At 36.8% G+C, this 20,293-nt stretch carries 18 protein-coding genes and 1 riboswitch; of the genes, 10 read left to right on the top strand and 8 right to left on the bottom strand.

All coding sequences use genetic code 11. The features are described from left to right. Position 1 precedes the first annotated feature (1 nt). The gene (locus H0173_RS09285) at positions 2-1,060 is read left to right on the top strand and encodes a beta-carotene 15,15'-monooxygenase (RefSeq protein ID WP_221846071.1); all 1,059 of its coding nucleotides are present in this window, start codon (positions 2-4) and stop codon (positions 1,058-1,060) included. A 165-nt stretch (positions 1,061-1,225) separates the two neighbouring features. Here H0173_RS09285 and H0173_RS09280 read toward each other — a convergent pair whose 3' ends face one another. After that, a complete protein-coding gene (locus tag H0173_RS09280; protein WP_260631122.1) occupies positions 1,226-2,539 on the bottom strand; it encodes a DUF4179 domain-containing protein in 1,314 nt (437 codons plus the stop codon). Then, on the bottom strand, positions 2,532-3,041 hold the full coding sequence (locus H0173_RS09275) for a sigma-70 family RNA polymerase sigma factor (protein WP_221846217.1): 510 nt from the start codon (positions 3,039-3,041) through the stop codon (positions 2,532-2,534). The genes H0173_RS09280 and H0173_RS09275 overlap by 8 nt, the downstream gene beginning before the upstream one ends. A gap of 485 nt (positions 3,042-3,526) precedes the next feature. Between H0173_RS09275 and H0173_RS09270 the strand changes: the two genes are divergently transcribed. Next, complete coding sequence (locus tag H0173_RS09270; RefSeq protein ID WP_221846216.1) at positions 3,527-4,531, top strand: DUF3231 family protein; 1,005 nt, start codon at positions 3,527-3,529, stop codon at positions 4,529-4,531. 286 nt (positions 4,532-4,817) lie between these two features. Here H0173_RS09270 and H0173_RS09265 read toward each other — a convergent pair whose 3' ends face one another. Continuing rightward, positions 4,818-5,294, bottom strand: coding sequence for a glutathione peroxidase (locus tag H0173_RS09265; RefSeq protein ID WP_221846069.1), 477 nt, complete (start codon positions 5,292-5,294; stop codon positions 4,818-4,820). 28 nt (positions 5,295-5,322) lie between these two features. After that, positions 5,323-6,573, bottom strand: coding sequence for a helix-turn-helix domain-containing protein (locus H0173_RS09260; protein WP_221846068.1), 1,251 nt, complete (start codon positions 6,571-6,573; stop codon positions 5,323-5,325). Between the two features lie 123 nt (positions 6,574-6,696). Between H0173_RS09260 and H0173_RS09255 the strand changes: the two genes are divergently transcribed. The 3 genes from H0173_RS09255 (at position 6,697) to H0173_RS09245 (ending at position 10,369) form a co-directional block, all read left to right on the top strand. Then, positions 6,697-8,001: an MFS transporter gene (locus H0173_RS09255; RefSeq protein ID WP_221846067.1), complete on the top strand. Its 1,305-nt coding sequence runs from the start codon at positions 6,697-6,699 to the stop codon at positions 7,999-8,001. Between the two features lie 90 nt (positions 8,002-8,091). After that, positions 8,092-9,477: a leucyl aminopeptidase family protein gene (locus H0173_RS09250; RefSeq protein ID WP_221846066.1), complete on the top strand. Its 1,386-nt coding sequence runs from the start codon at positions 8,092-8,094 to the stop codon at positions 9,475-9,477. 73 nt (positions 9,478-9,550) lie between these two features. Next, positions 9,551-10,369: a GNAT family N-acetyltransferase gene (locus H0173_RS09245; RefSeq protein ID WP_260631107.1), complete on the top strand. Its 819-nt coding sequence runs from the start codon at positions 9,551-9,553 to the stop codon at positions 10,367-10,369. A 55-nt stretch (positions 10,370-10,424) separates the two neighbouring features. Here H0173_RS09245 and H0173_RS09240 read toward each other — a convergent pair whose 3' ends face one another. After that, positions 10,425-11,051: a nitroreductase family protein gene (locus H0173_RS09240; protein WP_221846064.1), complete on the bottom strand. Its 627-nt coding sequence runs from the start codon at positions 11,049-11,051 to the stop codon at positions 10,425-10,427. A 140-nt stretch (positions 11,052-11,191) separates the two neighbouring features. On the opposite strand from H0173_RS09240, the gene H0173_RS09235 reads away from it, so the two are divergent. The 4 genes from H0173_RS09235 to H0173_RS09220 all read left to right on the top strand — a co-directional run bounded on the left by H0173_RS09235 (position 11,192) and on the right by H0173_RS09220 (position 14,777). Beyond that, positions 11,192-11,563, top strand: coding sequence for a winged helix-turn-helix transcriptional regulator (locus H0173_RS09235; RefSeq protein ID WP_221846063.1), 372 nt, complete (start codon positions 11,192-11,194; stop codon positions 11,561-11,563). A gap of 153 nt (positions 11,564-11,716) precedes the next feature. Further along, positions 11,717-11,898: riboswitch (Lysine riboswitch) on the top strand. Between the two features lie 182 nt (positions 11,899-12,080). Then, positions 12,081-12,938 carry a transporter substrate-binding domain-containing protein gene (locus tag H0173_RS09230; protein WP_221846062.1) on the top strand — a complete coding sequence of 286 codons (858 nt, stop codon included), beginning with the start codon at positions 12,081-12,083 and terminating at the stop codon, positions 12,936-12,938. A gap of 234 nt (positions 12,939-13,172) precedes the next feature. Beyond that, a complete protein-coding gene (locus tag H0173_RS09225) occupies positions 13,173-13,898 on the top strand; it encodes an amino acid ABC transporter permease (RefSeq protein ID WP_221846061.1) in 726 nt (241 codons plus the stop codon). Between the two features lie 144 nt (positions 13,899-14,042). Further along, entirely contained in the window at positions 14,043-14,777 is a 735-nt protein-coding gene (locus H0173_RS09220; protein ID WP_221846060.1) for an amino acid ABC transporter ATP-binding protein, read from the top strand. 146 nt (positions 14,778-14,923) lie between these two features. Here the strand turns inward: H0173_RS09220 and H0173_RS09215 are convergent, their stop codons facing one another. Next, complete coding sequence (locus H0173_RS09215) at positions 14,924-15,823, bottom strand: TetR/AcrR family transcriptional regulator (RefSeq protein ID WP_221846059.1); 900 nt, start codon at positions 15,821-15,823, stop codon at positions 14,924-14,926. A 185-nt stretch (positions 15,824-16,008) separates the two neighbouring features. Between H0173_RS09215 and H0173_RS09210 the strand changes: the two genes are divergently transcribed. Next, positions 16,009-17,538 (top strand): DHA2 family efflux MFS transporter permease subunit, encoded by a 1,530-nt coding sequence (locus H0173_RS09210; RefSeq protein WP_221846058.1) that lies wholly within the window; start codon positions 16,009-16,011, stop codon positions 17,536-17,538. Positions 17,539-17,715: 177 nt separating this feature from the next. On the opposite strand, the gene H0173_RS09205 is transcribed toward H0173_RS09210, so the two are convergent. Both H0173_RS09205 and H0173_RS09200 read right to left on the bottom strand, forming a co-directional pair. After that, complete coding sequence (locus H0173_RS09205) at positions 17,716-19,587, bottom strand: ATP-binding protein (RefSeq protein WP_221846057.1); 1,872 nt, start codon at positions 19,585-19,587, stop codon at positions 17,716-17,718. Then, positions 19,588-19,980 carry an anti-sigma regulatory factor gene (locus tag H0173_RS09200; protein WP_221846056.1) on the bottom strand — a complete coding sequence of 131 codons (393 nt, stop codon included), beginning with the start codon at positions 19,978-19,980 and terminating at the stop codon, positions 19,588-19,590. Between the last annotated feature and the right edge of the window lie 313 nt (positions 19,981-20,293).

The following is a 20,293-nucleotide window of genomic DNA, read 5'->3' as shown; positions in this document are numbered from 1 at the left end:
TATGACAGCGAGGCAGCTAGATAAAAGAAGCTATTTTTGGATGGCCTTATTAGTATTGGTACTAGGATCGAATTTTTTATTATATAGATCGCCTCTAACACCTATTGTTTTGCCAGAGGAAACAAAATGGGTGATTATGGGCTCTTTACTGGACTTGGCAATTATTTCACCGCTTTTAATGCTGGCGATTTCGAAAAGAAAAGGATCCTTTATAAAACGGTTCATTATTTTAATGGCTGGCGGATTGATTTTGGCCAGATTTATAATTCCAGCAGAGTATTTTGTGCCATTTCAAGGAATCTCCTACATTGGTTTTGCGATTGAAGGATTTGTAGTTTTATTAGAAGTATCCTTGATTTTTATGCTTATTCGTTATGTGCCTGTGATTATTAAACAGATACAGACAAGTGATGAAACGTTATTATTTTCTTTTCCTGCTGCAGTTCAGGAAAAGGTTCGCAGTCATCCAATCGTGAAGGCTGTATCATCAGAATTGCTTATTTTTTTCTATGCCTTTGCTGCTTGGAAGAAGCGGTCCCCGGCAGGGAAGGAATACTTTACTTTGCATACGAAGTCTAGCTTAGTTGCATTTCATATCATGCTGATTCACGCAATTGTGATTGAAACGATTGGACTCCATTGGTGGCTGCATGAAAAGTCAATGATTCTGTCAATTGTACTTCTGATTCTCAATGTTTATTCCGTAATCTTTTTTCTTAGTGATATTCAGGCAGTTCGTTTAAATCCTGTAAAAATTGCTGAGAAAAATATATACCTGTCACTGGGATTAGCGAAAAAAATGGTGATATCCGTAGATGATATTGAATCAATCACAATGGAAAAAGAGAAGCTGGAACAAAAGCTGGATCCAAAAACAACAATTGATTTTATTGCAAAAGATTTTGAATCGGTCTATCCTCATATGATTTTAGAATTAAAGCAGCCTTGCCCTGTGACACTTTTCTTTGGAATTGAGAAGAAGTATACAAGAGTTGCAATTCGTTTGGATGATCCGGTAGGGTTTCATCAGGAATTATCTGAACGGATCGGAATGAAATAAAACAAGGGTTGTTCTCTAAGGAGCTTCGTTCCACAAAAGACAAATATCTACCTTGATTAGATATTTTCATTCGAGGTGCGAGGCTCCTTCGTTACTTTCCTAGATAGGGTTAATTGATGCAAGAAAAAGAGAAGAAGCCATCCATTTGGACAGCTCCCTGTCTGTTTATTTTATTGTAATAGACACTTCTTTATGAATTGTTGCCGGATAGTCAAGCAATTTTAATTTAATTGGTCCAGGTGGTGCATTTTCAGCAGGATATGGAATCATATATAATATATAATCATTTTCATGTGTCAAACCTACTCCTTCTTTTCTGCCAATAATATTTCCTTCCTGATCGATAGCATGGGCGAAAACAAACTCAACATTGGAATCAGTTTTGGTTTCTAATTTTATTCGAACTTCATCCCTCCATATTTCGACATCTTTAAATTTCCCGTCTTTAGGTGCCTTAAGAATTTTTTTGTTTGCCGGATCGAGTTCAAGCCATAGCTCATTTTTATTAAGCGCCCGCAGAGAACTGAATCGCAAATGTAACTCTTTCGGGTTAGAGAAATAGTTACTTTGCAAATGTATGATGAATTCGTCGTCACTAATAGGATAATTACCTCTTGAAGTTAAATCCCAAACCTCTCCCGTTTCATCGACTAGCTGGAGATCATTAAAGCCGAAAATTTGTTTACTATTTTGTGGATTCAATGATACATGTACATCTGCTTGCGAAGGATAAACGACGACCTCTTTAATTGTCAGCTCTTGCCCTTCTATCTTGACTGTTTCATTCAGATTAAACACTTTCTTTTCAACAAACTTGTTTTCATCTAGCTGAAACGGAATTTCCCAAACCTCTTTTTGGAGTTGTTGATCAATAATAAATTGGGATGAAAAAATAAGATCTTTCGGAAGATCCTCTTCCTCATTAAGAGAAATCCTTATTTCTGATAGAGCGTTTTTATCTGCTGACCAATACCCTCCATACGTTGAAATGGAAAGTTCCTCGCCCTTATGATTTAAAAGTTTAAAATTATCTGCTATGACAAAAAGATCTTCATTCTCAGCTCGATAGTTATAAAACAAAATTAAACCTTTTTCATCATGGATGACAGAATCTAACGTTAGTTTAATACCCGAATGTTCAACAGTAGCATTTATTTTTTGGATATAATCGTTTTCTGCCGCTGCCAACAACCCCTTGTCATTTCGGACAAATTCTATTACCTTTTCCAATCCCGGAATGTTTTTCATATAAGTAGCCATTGTTTCAGAAACATTTACAGTTGTGATAAAGGAAATAATGATAATGCTTGCTGTTAATAGAATCTTTATTGGGAGAAATGCTTTTCTCCTTTTAAGTTTTAGTTCTTTTCCGCGCTTCATGCCTTCCAAGATGGCTGCATTAGCTTGATCATCAGAAAAGACAAATTCATTATAAAAATCTCTGGATCTCTCAAGCTTTCGTTCTTCCTTTTCAAACATTGTATCCACTCCTATCCTCCATCTGACTTCTCAAAGCTTTCAGCCCTTTGTATAACCAAGTTTTAATCGTGCTTTCCGGACTTTCTAATATCTCAGCAATATCCTTAATCCTTAGATCGTGATAGTACTTGAGAATAATTACCTCTCGGCAACGAGAATCTATTTTTTCTAAAGCTTCTTGGATTTCTAATGTTTGATTAGGATCTGTTGTTTCCGCCAGATTATCTAATAAACTATTTTCAGCTATTCTTTTTTTCTTCTGAGCCTGATCATGACAGTAATTGAGCATAATTCGAATCAGCCATGTTGAAAAATATTGGGCTTCTTTTACTTTATGTATAGATCGATAGGCTCTAAAGGTTACTTCCTGCAACGCCTCCATCGCATCGTCTTCATTCCGGAGATAGGAGAAAGCAATTTTTAATAACTGTATTTTATGAATTTGCATCAGTTCATAAAAGGCCCCATCATCTCCTTTTTTTGCTTTTTTAATTAATGACATGACTTCCAAGGAGGTCCCCCCTTTCTCTTTTCTACATGTTAGACATGGGCAGGGATTAAAAAGTCTTAATAATTTTTATTTAAATCTAGTGAGATATGAAAATTTCACAAACAAACTCTATCAATTTATAAATATTTTACAATATGATTTTTGTTTTTTAGTGCGGGTGCAAAATAAATTTGAATAATCATTACTGGAAACATGAAAGAAGAATCACAAGAGGATGCAATAAAGAGGTTGTGGAGATTTTATTAATGCTAAATCATTATTGATGAGAGGTGTTTATATAATATCCTCCTATTTGGGGCATATTATTCTTGCCGGATAAAATATATGTGATGAATCAATTCCCGTAACAAAAATAAATACATATGTTTCCTAATTACATGATTTTGCTCTTTTGGGATTTTGGATAATCCGGGTATTGAGATCTTCAGAAAAAAATCACATAATTCATTCAATAAAAAATCGAAAGGGATTTGGTTATGGGAGAAAATCGAATAAAACTTACTACAGCTGAAATAGGAACTCTTTGGACGATTTATACTGAAAATACAGCACTCAGATGTTTTTATAAGCATTTTCTACAGTATCTACAAGATACCGAAATAAAATCGGTTATTAAAGAGGTTTTATATTTGGTTGAAACACATGTTGAGAAAGTCAAAATGATTTTCGAAGTGGAAGGAATCCCCATACCCCAGGGGTTTTCAGATACTGATGTTGATTTGTCAGCCCCGGCATTATACACAGACTTATTTGCATTAAGTTTTGTATACCGCGGAGGGCAGGTGATTATTCCTTATTATGCCAATTCACTTACAAAGGTAGCCCGAATGGATGTTGTAGATTTATTGGAGGAGTGTTTATTAAGTGAATCTAAACTATATAAGAAAGTATTAAATCTTATGCTTTCTAAAGGACTATACGATCGGGCACCTAAAATGGAATATCCAACAAGAGTAGAGTTTGTTAAACACAATTCATCATTAATAAGTACGTGGTTAGGTGAGCGAAGACCTTTAAATACTTTAGAAGTTGGAGAACTTTATTCTGAAGTGGAGAGAAATGCAATAGGTTTAATCCTTTTAATGGGATTTATACAGGTAACAAAAGATAAAGAAATAAAGGAATATTTATTAAAAGGAAAAAAACTTGCTGAAAAACAAATAGAAACCTGTAATAAGTTGCTAAGGGAAAATGATAATTTTCTCGGCATACCAACGACTATGGAGGTAACAAATTCAACAATCTCTCCATTTTCTGAGAGGTTGATTTTGTTTTTCGTAGGCTCAACAAACCAAGTGGGAATATCTACACTAGGATACGCTTTGTCGATTACCATGAGAAAGGATATATCCACCCATTATGCCTTATTTATGGCTGATGTAATGAACTATGGTCATGATGGTCTTAAACTTTTGATTGAACGAGGATGGATGGAAAAACCTCCACAGCCTATTGATAGAAAGGAATTTTATAAATCGTGAAAAATGATGGGGGAGCATTGTTGCTGTAGCTAGTTCAAAAGACTTTAATTTATTTTGAACGGGTTCCCTAATTTCGTTTTAGTTATAATTTTGAATATGCCTTAATGCGAATTAACAAAACATAAAAACTGCCCCTGCTTCTCTAAAATGTTCTCATCGAAGAGGACATTTTAAAATAGCAGGGGCGTAATTAATTGAATAAACCTGTAAAGCACTCAAGTAACTGCTTCATTAACCAATTAAACTCATTCGGACGCTCTGCACCACCAGAAAGGGAGAGGCTGCTTTAAAGTAAAGGAATTAAATCCTCCTCGATTTTAGTAGGATTGGTCATTGGCGCATATCGCTTTACAACCTTCCCGTTGCGGTCAACAAGAAACTTTGTAAAATTCCATTTTATATTTTTGGATAAAGTCCCTTTTTTCTGCTCTTTTAAAAATTCGAATAGTGGGTCAGCGTGTTCGCCGTTTACATCTATCTTAGCGAATATTGTAAAAGTTACCCCGTAATTTAGCTCACAAAACTGTGTTGTTTCCTCAATATTTTCAAATTCCTGATTATTGAATTGTGCACAAGGAAATCCTAGAATTTCTAGACCTTGATCTTTATATTTTTCATATAGCTCCTGAAGCTCTTTAAATTGGGGAGTAAATCCGCATTTGCTTGCCGTATTGACAATAATTAAAGGTTTTCCTTCATAATCTTTCAGAGATTGTATCTCACCATTTGCTTTTTTAACTTGAAAGTCATAAATGGTTGCCATGTAATCCACCTCTTTCTTAAATAAATCCCTACGCTTCGTTGATTTTCTTATTAATAATATTGTGTGTTTCAATTACAAATTCTTTAAGCAGGTATGGAAGGGGGGCAAACCGTTCCATTGCTAAGTTTGCAAATTGAAGTGCTTCTTCTCCATTTTCTAGATGCATATGGCAAAGAGCTTTATACGCATCCATAACATAAAAAAGTGATAAATCAAACGGATGATGTGTGTAAGGTGGAAGCTCTACTTTTTCAAGGTAGTGAAGAGCTTCTTCATAACGAGCAAGTCCAAAAAGAGCTTTTCCTTTTTCCAGATAAAATAAGTATTGATAGCTCTCTGACAGCTGCTGATTTTCCAAAATTTCATTGATTTTTTCAATCGCTTCTTCACAGTGCTGCTTTTCAGATGTGAGAGATTCAATAATCATAAAATGATAAAAAAGGATGGAATTAATATCGTCCGCAAATTCTCCGTATTGCTTAAGCTTTTTGGAGTAGTATAATCTTTTCTCTGTATCCTTCTTTATCATTGCGTATCCAGCGGCAAGCCTATACAAATCGTCAATTCGATAGAAGATCCGATGCTTTTTTGAATAGGCAATGGCTTCTTCCATTACATGTGCAGCTGCATCGGTTTGTCCCACGGCAAAATATAAAACTGCTTCATGGTAATCAAGGTCAAGCCGGGTTTCTGGAGCAATATATGCATGGTTAGCCTCGATTTTGGCACGATCACTTAAAAAGAATGATAATGCTTGATTATAGTTATGTTTGAACACATGTTCACCCGCACGAAAAATTCCAATGGATACTCTTCTGGATGTGAGGTTCATTCGATCATATATGGCCGCGGCTTGTTCGGAAAACTCCTGCCACCCATCTGCATTTTCGTTGTAAAGACTCCGACTGTAAATATCTAATAGCCGTGCTGACTCATAGTCCTGAGTCAAATTTGAAATGTATGGTTTAATGAGCTCAATTATTTCTTTATCTTTATCTGAGTCAATTACTTCAGTCTCTATTTCACATAATCTCTTTACATTATATAATTCTTCTGCTTTATCAAGAACTTCCCTTAATTCTAGAGAACTGATTTCCTCCAATAAATCCGTGACTTCAACCCCGAGCCGTTCAGCAATATAATGTAAGCTTTCCATTGAAGGGTTAGCCTTATTGTTTTCTATGAGGCTAAGCATTCCCTTCGTAAGTGCATTCCCTGCTAGTTCCTCGAGCGTCATTTTTTTCTGTTTTCTTAATTTTCGTATCCGTTCTCCTAACATTTCGACTAGGCACATCCCTAATTTTATTATTTGTTTAATTATATTAAACTTTCTCTTGTAAGGGAAGGTATATTATGGTAATATTTGTTTAATTAAATTAAACTTTTTGGGGATGTGGGATTTATGGAAGAGATTTATAAGTTGAAAAAAGCAACCTATCATCTGTGGACATTCACCATTAGCAAACTGATTTCCTCGTTTGGATCACAAGTATATTCCTTTGCGATCAGCTTTTACATTTTACAAATGACAGGCTCAGCGACGAGTTTTGCGACTAATCTTATTTGCAACATATTACCGCGTACACTTGTATCGCCTTTTGCAGGATATGCTGCGGATAAATATTCGAGAAAAAAGATTGTGATTATAGCTCAAATCTGTACCACTCTGGCGATAGGAGGACTGCTTCTAGTTACCTTGACTTCAGGTTTATCACTCGTGGCGATTTATATAACAACCTGCGTATTGTCCATAACTTCTTGCTTTTCAGGGGTAGCCTTCACTTCTTCTATTACCGGACTTGTTAACAAAGAGAGGATACAACGAGCGATGTCAATGAATCAAATGTCTATGTCGTTTGCCTCCATTGGAAGCCCTGCAGTAGGCGGGTTATTGTATGGTACCGTTTCTATGCCAGTATTCCTTATTACGTACATGGTTGCTTCAACTGTCGCTGTAATTTTGGAATCGACGATGAATTTCAACCTATTTGCCAACCGAAAAAATAATGAAGTCGATCAGGAGAAAGAAGAATCGATGTGGCAGAGCATGAAAGAAGGAATTCAATATTTAAAGCTACAGCCAATCATTATGTCGATGATCTGGATCGGGTTGCTTGTAAACTTCTTATTCGGAGCGTTTGAAGTTGGTTATTCCTTCATTTTAATTGAAAAACTTAAAATATCATCCATCCATTTTGGTTTAACAGAAGGAGCTTTTGCTGTTGGAATGCTGCTGCTGTCCATTTATTTATCAGTAAGAAAGGAATTTAATTTTCCATTTTTAGTTTCTAAAAGAGGGATCATTGGGCTGGGAATTACCATGTCGGCGATCGGACTTCCTTTGATCGTTTCGATGTCCTATAACTTCATGTTTGTTTTTTATGTATTGATTATGTTTAGTTTCGGGGTATTAATCATTTTTGTGAATACACCACTTCAAGTTATGATGCAAAAATTGATCGACGATGATTTTAAAGGTCGTGTCTTTTCGATTCTTGAAACATTTTCAATGGCTCTTATGCCATTAGGAATGGTCATCTACGGATTTCTATATGATATTTTTTCTGCTCAATGGGTATTAATATTGTCTTCCGCTATGCTTATCGTAATTGTTCTATATCTGGCAAGACCGTCTGTCATTCGTCATGTTCACCCAGAAGTAGGAGAACGTAAGAAAATTAAAAAAGAAGTAGAATCTTTTTCATAGAATCTAAGAATACAATGAAATAAAAAAAGGAATTTTCATTTCGAATACCGAAATAAATAACCATTCATTAAATTAGGGAGGAATATGAATATGTCACTTCAAGCTTCCATTTTATTTTCCAATGATTTACGTATTCAAAAAAATGAAAGAATTAAGCAATTTATTGAGAGTACCAAAGCAGACTTTACAGCGTTATTTCTTGGGGATGAGTTAGTTGTCGCGATAAAAGAAATAGAGAAAGAGAAGCAGACATATGAAAAGGTCCGGATGATAGCTGGTGCGATTACCCGTGAATTAAGTGGGCGTAAAGTTGAAAAGGCGATTGTTCAAGTGGATGCTCTTAGTGAAACAATGCCAAGGCTTCAAGCGGAAGAACTCGTAACAGCCTTTGTTGAAGGTTGGCATTTAGGTGCCTATAAGTTTGTCATCTATAAGTCGAATGAAACTGCTTTTCGGACTGATTTGTTAGTAGAAGGTAAAGCGGATTTCCATTCTTCGATTAAAAGGGGAAAAATTCGTGCTGAAGCAGCCAGTTTTTCTCGTGATTTAATGAATGAAGTACCAAATGTATTGAATCCAGAAACATTCCCATCCATTTTACAAGAGGAGTTTTCCACGACTGGTGTTCAAGTAAATGTTTTTAATAAAGAAAAGCTTGAAGAAATGGAAATGAACGGTGTATTAACGGTTGGCCGCGGAAGTAAATACAAACCTTCATTTGTAGAACTCGTCTACAAAGGGGATGAAACAAAACCGCTTGTTGCACTTGTTGGAAAGGGAGTTACGTTTGATACAGGCGGAATCAGCTTAAAGAGTGGAAGAGATTTAAGTGATATGCGCATGGATATGGGTGGTGCGGCGGCTGTTGCTGGTGCCATGAAGCTGCTCGCTGCGTCTAAGGCGCAAGTAAATGTAGTGGCCCTTATCCCGATCGTTGAAAATTCACCTGACAATACTTCTGTACTACCAGGTGAAATCATCCGATATAAAAATGGGCATACCGTACAAGTGGGGAATACAGATGCAGAAGGACGCCTGATTCTAGCTGACGGTCTTATTCGTGCAGGTGAATGGGGAGCTCAGTATGTAGTAAATATTGCGACGTTAACTGGAGCTATCTTCAACGCACTTGGTACGAAAATCGCCGGTGTATTTGGTGATGAGCAGCTATCGGTTGAAATGAAGGAAATTGGCAAAGAGAACGGTGACTTTGTTTGGCCGATGCCATTAGTCGAGCAATATGACAGCTATTTAAAAAGTGATTATGCTGATTTTAGTAATATTAGCTCTAAAGGCGAAGCTGGTTCTATAACGGCTGGATTATTCCTGCGTCGCTTCGTACCGGAATCCTGCAAGTGGCTGCATATTGATATGGCAGGAGTCATGGAGAGTGAAGAGGTTGGCTATTATCCAAAAACAGCTACAGGATTTGGTGCTAGATTACTAGCTGATTTTACTGCCCACGTTTCTAGGTAAGTACTAATATTGGTCGGATGCATTAATGAGAGAAGTAAATAGTATTCGATCATCTTTTCAAGGAGGAAACCATTTGTTAACGAGTAAGCAATTAATGGATATCAAGAAGCTTCAAAACGTATGTGAAGCAGGTGAGTCATTTGAATTAAAGCTAAATTGGGATATGCTGAAGGCTGAGGATAATACTGACACAAAAGGTTTTTTCCATTATGTGGACGAAAAGCTTGTCGGGTTTATCGGTCTGTATGGTTTTGGAAATAAAGTAGAGTTATGTGGGATGGTACATCCTGATTTTCGCAGAAGGGGGATTTTCACTCAGCTTTATCAGGAAGCGCAAATTGTAATGAACGAATGTGGGTACAAAAAAATTCTATTAAATGCCCCAGCAAATTCTGAATCGGCAAAAGGATTTTTGACATCCATTCCATGCTCATACTCTTTATCAGAGCATCAAATGAAATGGGAAGAAAAAGAAATGGTCCAATATGACGATGTAAGTTTAAGATTATCAACTCCTGACGACTTCGAGCTGGAGGTCCAATTAGAGGTACAATGCTTTGGTTTTGAAGAAGAAGAAGCAATAAAATATAATCAGCAAAAAAATAGAGAGGAAGATGAAAATTATATCATCCTTTCAGGTGAACAGGCAGTTGGAAAAATGCGTGTCTCTCATTATGATGGAGAAGCATGGATTTATGGCTTTGCCATTCTGCCAGACTATCAGGGGCAAGGGATCGGAAGAAAGGCTCTTTCAAATGTTGTAGTTAAGGAACATCAAAACGGTAATCCGATTTTCTTAGAAGTAGAAGCCAAAAATGCCAACGCATTACGACTATATGAATCTTGCGGATTCAGAGCGTATCATTCTCAGGATTATTACGAGAAGAAATAATGAAAAGAGGTCAGTTCTCCACTACGTTAAAAAGGTGGGGAACTGACCTTATTTATTAAATAAAAGTTGCTATTTCTTCAACAGCCATACGAGTAGAGTTGTATGCAGGGGCAGCTGCTTTACCTAATGCAATTAGGACAACTGGCGCATAGCGGCTATCTAGCTCGAATTCTTCTGCGAATTGCTTTTTATTGAATCCTCCCATGCATACGGTATCATAGCCTTTTGCTTTCGCGAGCAGCATCAATTGCATAGAGATTAACCCAGTATCAAAAGAAGCAATATTCATTCTAACTTCAGAAGGAACAGACGGATATAATGCTTTAGCATTTTGAGTTTGGCGCTCTAAATTAATTTCATCGATATTGCCAGCTTCAAAGTTAGAACGGTAAATTTTATCAATATTATGATGCATCTCTGTATCTGCAATGACGGCGATAACTGCTGAGCATGTTTCGATTTGTTCTTGATTATAGGCAATTTGCTTAACCTTTTTCTTTGTTTCTTGATCTTGGATCACGATGAATCTCCAAGGCTGCAAATTGCTGGATGATGGGGCTTCGGTTGCTTGCTTTAGCATAGAAGCAATTTCCTCTTTTGAAATTGTATATGATGGATCGAATTTTCTTACAGATTTACGTTCGCGAATGACTTCAGATAAGACAGTGTATGTTTCGGTCATAAAAGATCTCTCCTAGTAGTATGAAATATGATTTTTAACTTACTATTAGTAAGTACGAAATTAAGGTTACTATTAGTAAGTTTGTTTGTCAATAACTATGTATGTTAATATGGAAGTATCAAATAAATGGAGTTTTTTTTATGGAGAAAAAAGAGTGTTTAATTCAATCTTCAATATCTGAAAAAGGCGTTACGAATTGTGATAGTTTTCATTCAGCGATTGAGTTTATAGGCAAGAGATGGATGGGGATTATTATTTATCATTTATTAAGCGGACCGAAGCGCTATCATGAGTTATTCGCTGACATTCATGGTATATCCGATCGATTATTAACTGAAAGATTACGCGAATTGGAAGCACAACGTTTAATTATCAAAAAGGTTTCTAAATCTTCTCCAAGAAAAGTAGAGTACGAGCTGACAGAGGCTGGAAGAGGCTTGGAAGAAACAATTAGGGCCATTTTTAAATGGGTTAAGGAACATAGCGGTCAAACTTGTAATAAAACAAAATAATGGCTGGAGTATTGTGTTATAAGTTTGTTAGAAGAAGAGACTTTTATCATATAGATGATCCAAAAGACTTAATTTTCCTCCATTGGTTAGGTTGACACAAATATTAAGTTATTGTAGACTTTATATAACAATTTAATAAGACCTCACTTTTACTAGTGAGGTAGAGGCGCGATGTTTAACAGTCTTTAGTGGAGCTTGAGAAGCTGTGATGCTAGGGAGAAGGAAATATCGCCGAAGTCTGTAATATTCTCAGTATTACTGGCTGGGTCTGCAGTTAAGAACTGCAGGACTGTCTCAATAAACTTCCCGGTTTATTGAGGGGTGCTATCTCATTTAGGGAAAAGAAGAGGACTTAAGGGATATTGTATACAACGAGACCTAAGTTTTCCTTAGGTCTCTTTTTATTTTGTGAATTAACAAAATAAATAAAATAGTGCCTCTTATCTGATAAGCGGCAGGCATACCTAACTACCAGGAAAAATATACTAAACTAGTATAACAAAAGGAGAGAACCATTATGAGGAAGAAATTATCACTAATGTTAGCTATGGCTTTATCTATGATTCTGCTATTGGCAGGATGCGGTACTAGCGGTAATACAGAAAAAACAAGCGGCTCTGGCAGTGCAGGCAGCGATACGAAGGGAACTTTTAAGGTTGGTATGGAAGCTGGATACGCGCCATTTAACTGGACACAAATGGATGATTCCAATGGCGGAGTGAAAATTGATGGCAATGCTGAATTTGCAGGCGGCTATGATGTAGAAATGGCTAAGAAAATTGCTGAAGGCTTAGGGAAAGAATTAGTTATTGTGAAATTAGAATGGGATGGCCTTGTACCAGCCCTTCAATCAGGCAAAATTGATGCAATTATTGCTGGTATGTCTCCGACTGAAGAACGTAAACAGACGATTGATTTCTCAGAAAACTACTACACATCTCATTTTGTTATGGTTGTAAAAAAAGGCGGACCATTTGATGGTGCTAAATCAATTCAAGATTTTAGCGGTGCAAAAGTAACTGGCCAATTAAATACATCACACTATGCAGTTATCGATCAAATTAATGGCGTTAAAAAGCAGCCGGCAATGGACAACTTCCCAGCTATGCGTGTGGCACTTGAATCAGGTATGATTGATGGCTATGTTTCAGAACGTCCAGAGGGTATTAGTGCTTCTTCTGCTAATCCTAATTTTGCAATGGTAGAATTCGAGGATGGATTTAAAGCAGATGAAGCAGACACAGCTGTTGCAGTTGGTCTTGTTAAAGGCAGTGAGCTAACTGAAAAAATTAATGAAATTTTAGCTGGCATTTCTGAAGAACAGCGTCAAAATATTATGGACACTGCTATTAAGAACCAGCCGGCAGCAGAATAATAATTTAAGTGAATACCGGCTGCAGCTTTTTGCAGTCGGTATTAGACTTTACGTGCACAGGCTGTTCTTTTAGTAAGGCGCTTCCGCATTTCTATTGTCCAGCTACAGCGCCTAGCCGCTCGAGGTCATAAGCCGATCTGGCTAGAAGGTGAAGAACAACCTTCTAGCCAGATCGTCTTATGCTTGTCGCGGCTGGTCAAGGCGCTTCCGCATTTCTGATCATGGAGGGAAATTATGAGCTTAGAGTGGATTTTAACAATGATAGCAAACAACTGGCCAATGTTCCTTCGCGGAGCGGGGATGACACTCTTTATTTCAATTATTGGTACGCTAATCGGAGCAATTATTGGATTATTGGCAGGGGTCATACGTACAATTCCCGTGCCCGAGAAAAAAGGAAAACGAATATTTTTAAAAGTGATTAATGTAATTTTATCTATTTATATAGAATTTTTCCGAGGAACACCGATGATCGTGCAGGCTATGGTCATTTTCTACGGCTCTGCTTTAGCATTTGGTTTAGATATGGATCGCACATTGGCAGCAATCGTGATTGTTTCGATTAATACCGGTGCTTACATGGCTGAAATTGTTCGCGGTGGTGTAATCTCCATTGATAGAGGACAATTTGAAGCCGCACAGGCAGTGGGCATGAATCATGTACAAACGATGCTTAATGTCGTTTTGCCGCAAGTGATTCGAAATATTTTACCAGCAACCGGCAATCAATTTATCATTAATATTAAAGATACTTCCGTGCTGAACGTTATCGGTGTAACTGAATTGTATTTCCAGACAAAAACGGTGGCAGGAATCAGCTTCAAGTATTTTGAACCATTCTTTGTTGCGTGTGTTCTGTATTTCGTTATGACATTCACGGTAACACTAATTCTGCGCTATTTCGAAAGAAAATTAGATGGACCGGAAAACTACAGCATGATTGATACGAAAGCTCAGTAATAAGAAAAGCGCAAGCGCCTTGACCAGCCCCGACAAGCACAAGCCAATCCTCTCGGAAAGGCGTTCTTTCCTTTCCGGGAGGATTGGCTTGTGACCTCGAGGGGCTAGGCGTTTGCGCTAGACAAAAACGAAGGAGGAGCACCTTTGGAAAAAGTAATTGAAGTTCAGCATTTAAGCAAATCCTTTGGATCGCATGAAGTATTAAAGGATATAGACTTTTCCGTTAATAAAGGGGAAGTGGTGTGTATTATTGGATCCTCAGGGTCTGGAAAATCAACACTTCTTCGCTGTATAAATTTGTTAGAAAAGCCAAGCGGCGGTCAAATTATCTATCACGGAGAAAATATATTAGATGACAAGCATGATATTCATGCGTACCGTACAAAGCTGGGTATGGTGTTTCAGCAATTTAATTTATTTAACAACCACACAGTTCTAAGCAACTGTGTAGTTGGACAAGTAAAGGTGCTGAAACGATCGAAGGAAGAAGCAGAAAAGATTGCCATGAAATATTTAAAGGTTGTTGGCATGGACAAATACGTGAATGCCAAGTCAAAGCAGCTATCAGGCGGGCAAAAACAGCGTGTTGCCATTGCGAGAGCGCTCTCGATGGAACCGGACGTCATGCTGTTTGATGAACCTACCTCTGCGCTAGATCCAGAGATGGTTGGGGAAGTTCTTAAAGTAATGAAGGAGCTTGCTGGTACAGGACTTACGATGCTGATCGTAACGCATGAAATGGAATTTGCTCGAGAAGTCTCAGATCGGGTTGTATTTATGGATAAAGGGGTTATTGCTGAAGAAGGAACACCAGAGCAAATCTTTAATAACCCTACTCAAGAGCGGACGAGAGAATTTTTGAAACGTACTTTAAAATAAAGCGATGATCTGTCCAATTTGATCATTTCTTTCAAAGCTTTTAAATTTTAAACATAAAAAAAACGCTTGGAATTACTGGATCTGCCCTCGTATGAAGCATTTGGGACAGCTACAATTCCTTGCGTTTTTTTTAATATATTTAGGAATTAGTAAGATTCCTCAATTTGTGAAAAATAGTTAACAACTAATTTTTCTAAATTGGTTAGTTCGGTGTTGTGACTGAATGCTTCATCCGATTTTAAACTTTGAAGCGTCATGTCAATAAGGAACTTCCGCGGTTTTTTTGAATCTAATAATTCCTCTTGAATAAAATCAAGTAACTGAATCATTTTTTCCTGTTCCGCATGATGAGTTAGACCCCTCTTTAATTCAAATATTTCATGGGTTAACTCCTTTTTAAAGCCATGGTTGTTTCCATTACAATTCGGCAGCCAGTTTTCTAATACTTCAGGTTTAAGTAATTGTTCATCTGAGTTCGCTACCTCATCAACCATTTTCACCATTCTTTTAACACAATAGCGTACGATTTGGTTCAGATTGACATTAGACTCAGTGGCAAAATTATTATATTTGAGATTATGTTGAAGAATCCCCATGAACATAATGGAACAGTCCAATAAATAAGGTTTCTTGCTCTCACCGAAAATATCGATAAACCGGTAATAGTTCCAGCGGAGCATTCGGAGGTTGCCATTTTTCATGTAATTTTTAAGTTCTTCATCATTTGAAAAAATAACTTCTTCAAAAAGTGAAATTAATTTATTAGCACGGTTGGTCTCAAGCTGTAATTCAACCTGTTTTATAAAAACTTCAATATCCGATGGATCTTGTCCAATGAGCAAATCGTTTCGATCCTTTTCGAGCTGTTTATATATAGTTTTGAAAAGGGCGATTAATAATTCATTTTTTGACGAAAAGTAATTATAAAATGTCCCTTTAGAAATACCACTGTAGGCTATGATGTCTTGAATGGATGTTGCTTGAAATCCTTTTTCCATAAAAAGCTGGTGGGCCATCTTTATAACATGGCGCTTTCTTTCATTCATAAATAATCACCTTTAATCATATTGGACTCCTGGTACAAAATAATAGTACATTACTTTTAAAGTTTACACAAACCCATAATTAACGAGTATTTTTTTATTGCAAAAATTGAACACATGGTATATTATTATGTTCTGTGTGAAACACGAGTACAAAATAATGTACTGAACGTATAGGGGGAAAACGAATGGGGAATTCCATTAAAAAGTCTAAAAAGTCACCGTATGGGATCCTGACAATCCTAATGATCGGCGCCTTTATTACATTTTTAAACAATACACTCTTAAATATTGCACTTCCTTCCATTATGAAGGATCTTGATGTTGGGCCATCGACTGTTCAGTGGCTGACAACTGGATTTATGCTTGTTAATGGTGTTTTGGTACCAACTACTGCATTTTTAATCCAAAAATATTCTGTGAGGCATCTGTTCATCACTGCTATCGGTCTATTTGCGCTTGGAACGATTCTTGGCGGCTTCGCTCATGCGTTTCCTATATTATTAGCAGGCAGAATGATTCAAGCATCCGGTTCCGCTATTATGATGCCGCTATTAATGAATGTAATGCTAGTAAGCTTCCCAGTCGAGAAAAGGGGAGCAGCTATGGGACTATTTGGTCTGATCATGATGGCAGCTCCAGCCATTGGTCCAACTCTATCAGGCTGGATTATTGAACATTATGATTGGAGAATGCTTTTCCACCTTATTACTCCGATTGCAATTTTAGTTCTACTAATCGGATTTTTCTTGCTTAAAGACAAGAAAGAAAAGGTTAATATTCATCTTGACATCTTATCAGTTATTTTATCAAGTGCTGGTTTTGGCGGATTGCTATACGGATTTAGCTCTGCCGGAAGTAAAGGCTGGGATAGCCCGCAAGTTTATGCAACCATCATTGTAGGTGTAATTGCATTAGTTTGGTTTATCCTTCGCCAGTTCAGAATGGAACGACCAATGCTAAACTTTGGTGTTTATAGATATCCAATGTTTGCCTTATCATCTGCCATTACGATGGTTCTAAATATGGCAATGTTCTCTGGTATGCTGTTACTTCCGATTTATGTTCAAACTCTTCGTGGCATATCACCGATGGATGCAGGTCTAATGATGTTGCCCGGAGCACTTATCATGGCTCTAATGTCGCCAATTACAGGACGACTATTTGATAAAATTGGCGGCCGTATTTTAGCTATAATTGGTTTAACGATTACGACTATTACGACCTACTTCTTTAGCAAATTATCGCTTGATACTTCCTACACACATTTGGTTATTCTAAATGCTGTTCGGATGTTAGGTATTTCAATGGTAATGATGCCTGTGTCAACAAACGGTTTGAACCAATTGCCAGCTCGTTTTTATCCGCATGGCACAGCTATGAACAACACAATGAACCAAGTTTCAGGTGCGATCGGTACAGCATTGCTAGTTACGCTTATGTCTAATCGTACAGAAACACATGCGAAAGATTTAGCGGCAGAAGCGATGAAACATGCAACTGGCCAAGCGCCTACAGAAGCAGCCATTGCTGCAATGAAACAGGAAATTACCATGAAGGCAATGTTAGAAGGTATTAATGATGCATTCTTTGCTGCTACCTTTATTGCAGCTGTTGCCTTAATTCTTACTTTCTTTATCAAACGTTCTAAACAGGCTGAGGATCCAATGGAGAAAAAGGTTGAGCCTAATAAAATTGCAAAATTAGCTGAGAATTGATTTTAAATCCTAATAAAAAAGGAAGTGGAGATTTTCTCCACTTCCTTTTTGTGTTTCTGTATATCGGCCAAGTTGAAGCCATTTGACCGAGAACCTGTCCAATAAATCTGTATATCGGCCAAGTTGTAGAATAATGACTGAGAACTTGTCCAATAAACCTAAATCAGTTCGGGTCCTTTATCTACCCACATTAAATTGCTGAATATCCTCCAAAGCCTGCTGCAGATCAGATCTTGTTTTCAATTCATTATCAATTTCAATCCCCAGCTCAATCATAGTATCCGCAATATCAGGACTTATTCCTGTTAAAATCGTATTGCAGCCTAATAATCGGATACCCTTTACAATTTTAAATAAATGATTCACAACTGATGTATCTATGAACGGTACACCGGAAATATCAATAATTAATTGTTCAGCTTTTAATTCTTTTACTCTCTGCAGTGTTTTCTCACGAATTTTTTTAGCTCTATACGTATCAACATTTCCTACTACTGGCAGAATACACACCTTTTCAGCGATAGGAATAATCGGAACGGATAATTCATCAACTGTTTCCCGATGAATTTTTAATAATTCATCTTTATATTTAACATAATACGCTGTATGAGAATCTATGTATAAATCAATGATGTCATTCACATATCGCTCTAACGCAAAGTATTCCTCCATCGATAGTGAGTAATTAGATTCAAGGTAGAAAACTTTAATAGCATTCCATATAATTCCGCGTGCTGATTGGAAAAGCTCCAACGACAGATGAATCGGAAAGTCACTACGTGCGCTTTGACCGCCTCTTTCCTTTGCATGCTCCATAATCTCTTCAGTCTTTAACTCAAGGATATTTTCAGTTACAACCTTGATAATCGGATTTCCGTCTCTTTCATATTCCTCAAGCATTCTATGCTCTTTCATATAAGAGGTGAGATAGCTTTTATTTTTTTGTAAATACTGAATCCATTCCTTTGTATAAAAGTCTAGATTATCTCTTAAAAACTGTGCTAATTCTGTTTTAGACTGCACTGAATTTATCATCATATGGCCCCCTATAGGTGAGTTAGAATGTTGTGCTTTATTGAAAGTTAGAAAAAAAGTTGTTCCTTGTCCAGATTCACTGGTTACGTGAATTTTACCATTATTGCCTTGAATAGCATTAAACACTTGGGCCAAGCCCATCCCTTTTCCATCCTGTTTTAAAGTGAAAAAAGGAGTGCCGAGCAGTCGAAGCTTGTCTTTAGGGATGCCAATGCCTGTGTCGGTTATACTAAGATGTACTCCTTGGGTGTCTTCAAATTGCTCAATGATTAAGGCACCACCTTGACTCATGGCCTCCAAGGCATTTTTGATTAAGTTGAAAAGAGCCTTTTTTATTTGATCTTTCCTGCCTGTAATGATGGCACTATCATGATCAAACTTTTTAATAAGCTGAATGTTATAAAGCTGATTTTGAAACAGGAGCAGAATGGATTCGATTTCCGAACATAAATTAAAGGTCGACGGCTGTTCCTGGAAAAATTCTGGCTTCGATACACTCATTAAATCATTTAAAGTTTGAATGGCACGATCTAATTCACTTTGTGCAATTTGGGAATATTCCTGATTATAGCTTTGTTCCATTAGCTGGAGGAATCCTTTGACCGCCGTTAATGGATTTCGAACCTCGTGAGCAATGCCAGCTGCCATTTCGCCAATGGATGACAATAGGTGGGTATTCCAATTATTATGTTCATGCAGGCTTTGTAATTGATTCATATTAAATATAAATATATGTATTTTATCTAACTTCTCGCCTTTAAATGTTCGATGAAAAAGAAAGAAGTGTGGCTGAGTTTCAATGGTTACAACAAATTCATTTAATTTCCCCATAAAGCATTCATGCAGCTTGGTTTTGATTTCGTTATTTACTATCCGATGAAAAAGGTAATTGGAATCACTATTCTCTGAAAATAATAATTTAGATCCTTCATTGTTTGTTTTCTGTATCGTTCCATCAGGATTAATTTCAATTAATCCGTACGGAGCTTCATATGAGGCTGGAGATTTCAACATTTAGTTACCCCCACTATTGAGCCACTTTACAGCCCTGACTTTTGTTCCGCTTTTTATACAGCTGCTAATTTCAAACTCATCCATAAGGCGCTTCACCCCAGATACACCCAATCCTAATCCTGTTTTGGAGGAATAAGAATGGTTTAAAATTTTGTCCAAATTTCGAATTCCTGGACCTTGATCGGTTGCAGTGATTTCTATGCCGTTTGGAATTGTTTGAATGACTATCTCGCCTTTGCCTGCATAGAAAACGATGTTTCGGCTTAATTCCATAATTGAAACAACGAGCTTTGTTTGCTGACTACCATTTAAGCCAAACTCGTTTGCAACCTTTTTCCCAATTGAACTTGCTCTGTATACATCATCCTCACATTCAATAACAATCCTGTACAAATGAAAAGTCAATCCTTTATATGATAAGTTTGAATTTTAAGAGTATTTTATCACAATTCAATAATATTGAAACTGAAAATTATTTAAAAAATAGTAATTTTTTACTGTAATTCTGTATAAAATATTTATTTTTTCTAGAAAAAAGGATTTCGAATGAAAAAATAAGGATAATCAAATGACCTTTCGAAAAAAATACTTACTATAAATCAGTCAAACTTTGGGAATAATTTGGTTATAAAAATATTATTTTAGAATAATAATAAATGACAATTAAAAAACGAGGGCACAATTAAAATGGCCCTCGTTTACATAG

Origin of the sequence: Bacillus sp. S/N-304-OC-R1 (genome assembly GCF_019749375.1) — a bacterium.
Taxonomy (GTDB): Bacteria; Bacillota; Bacilli; order Bacillales; family Cytobacillaceae; genus Cytobacillus.
This window is presented reverse-complemented; position numbering and strand designations above follow the sequence as displayed.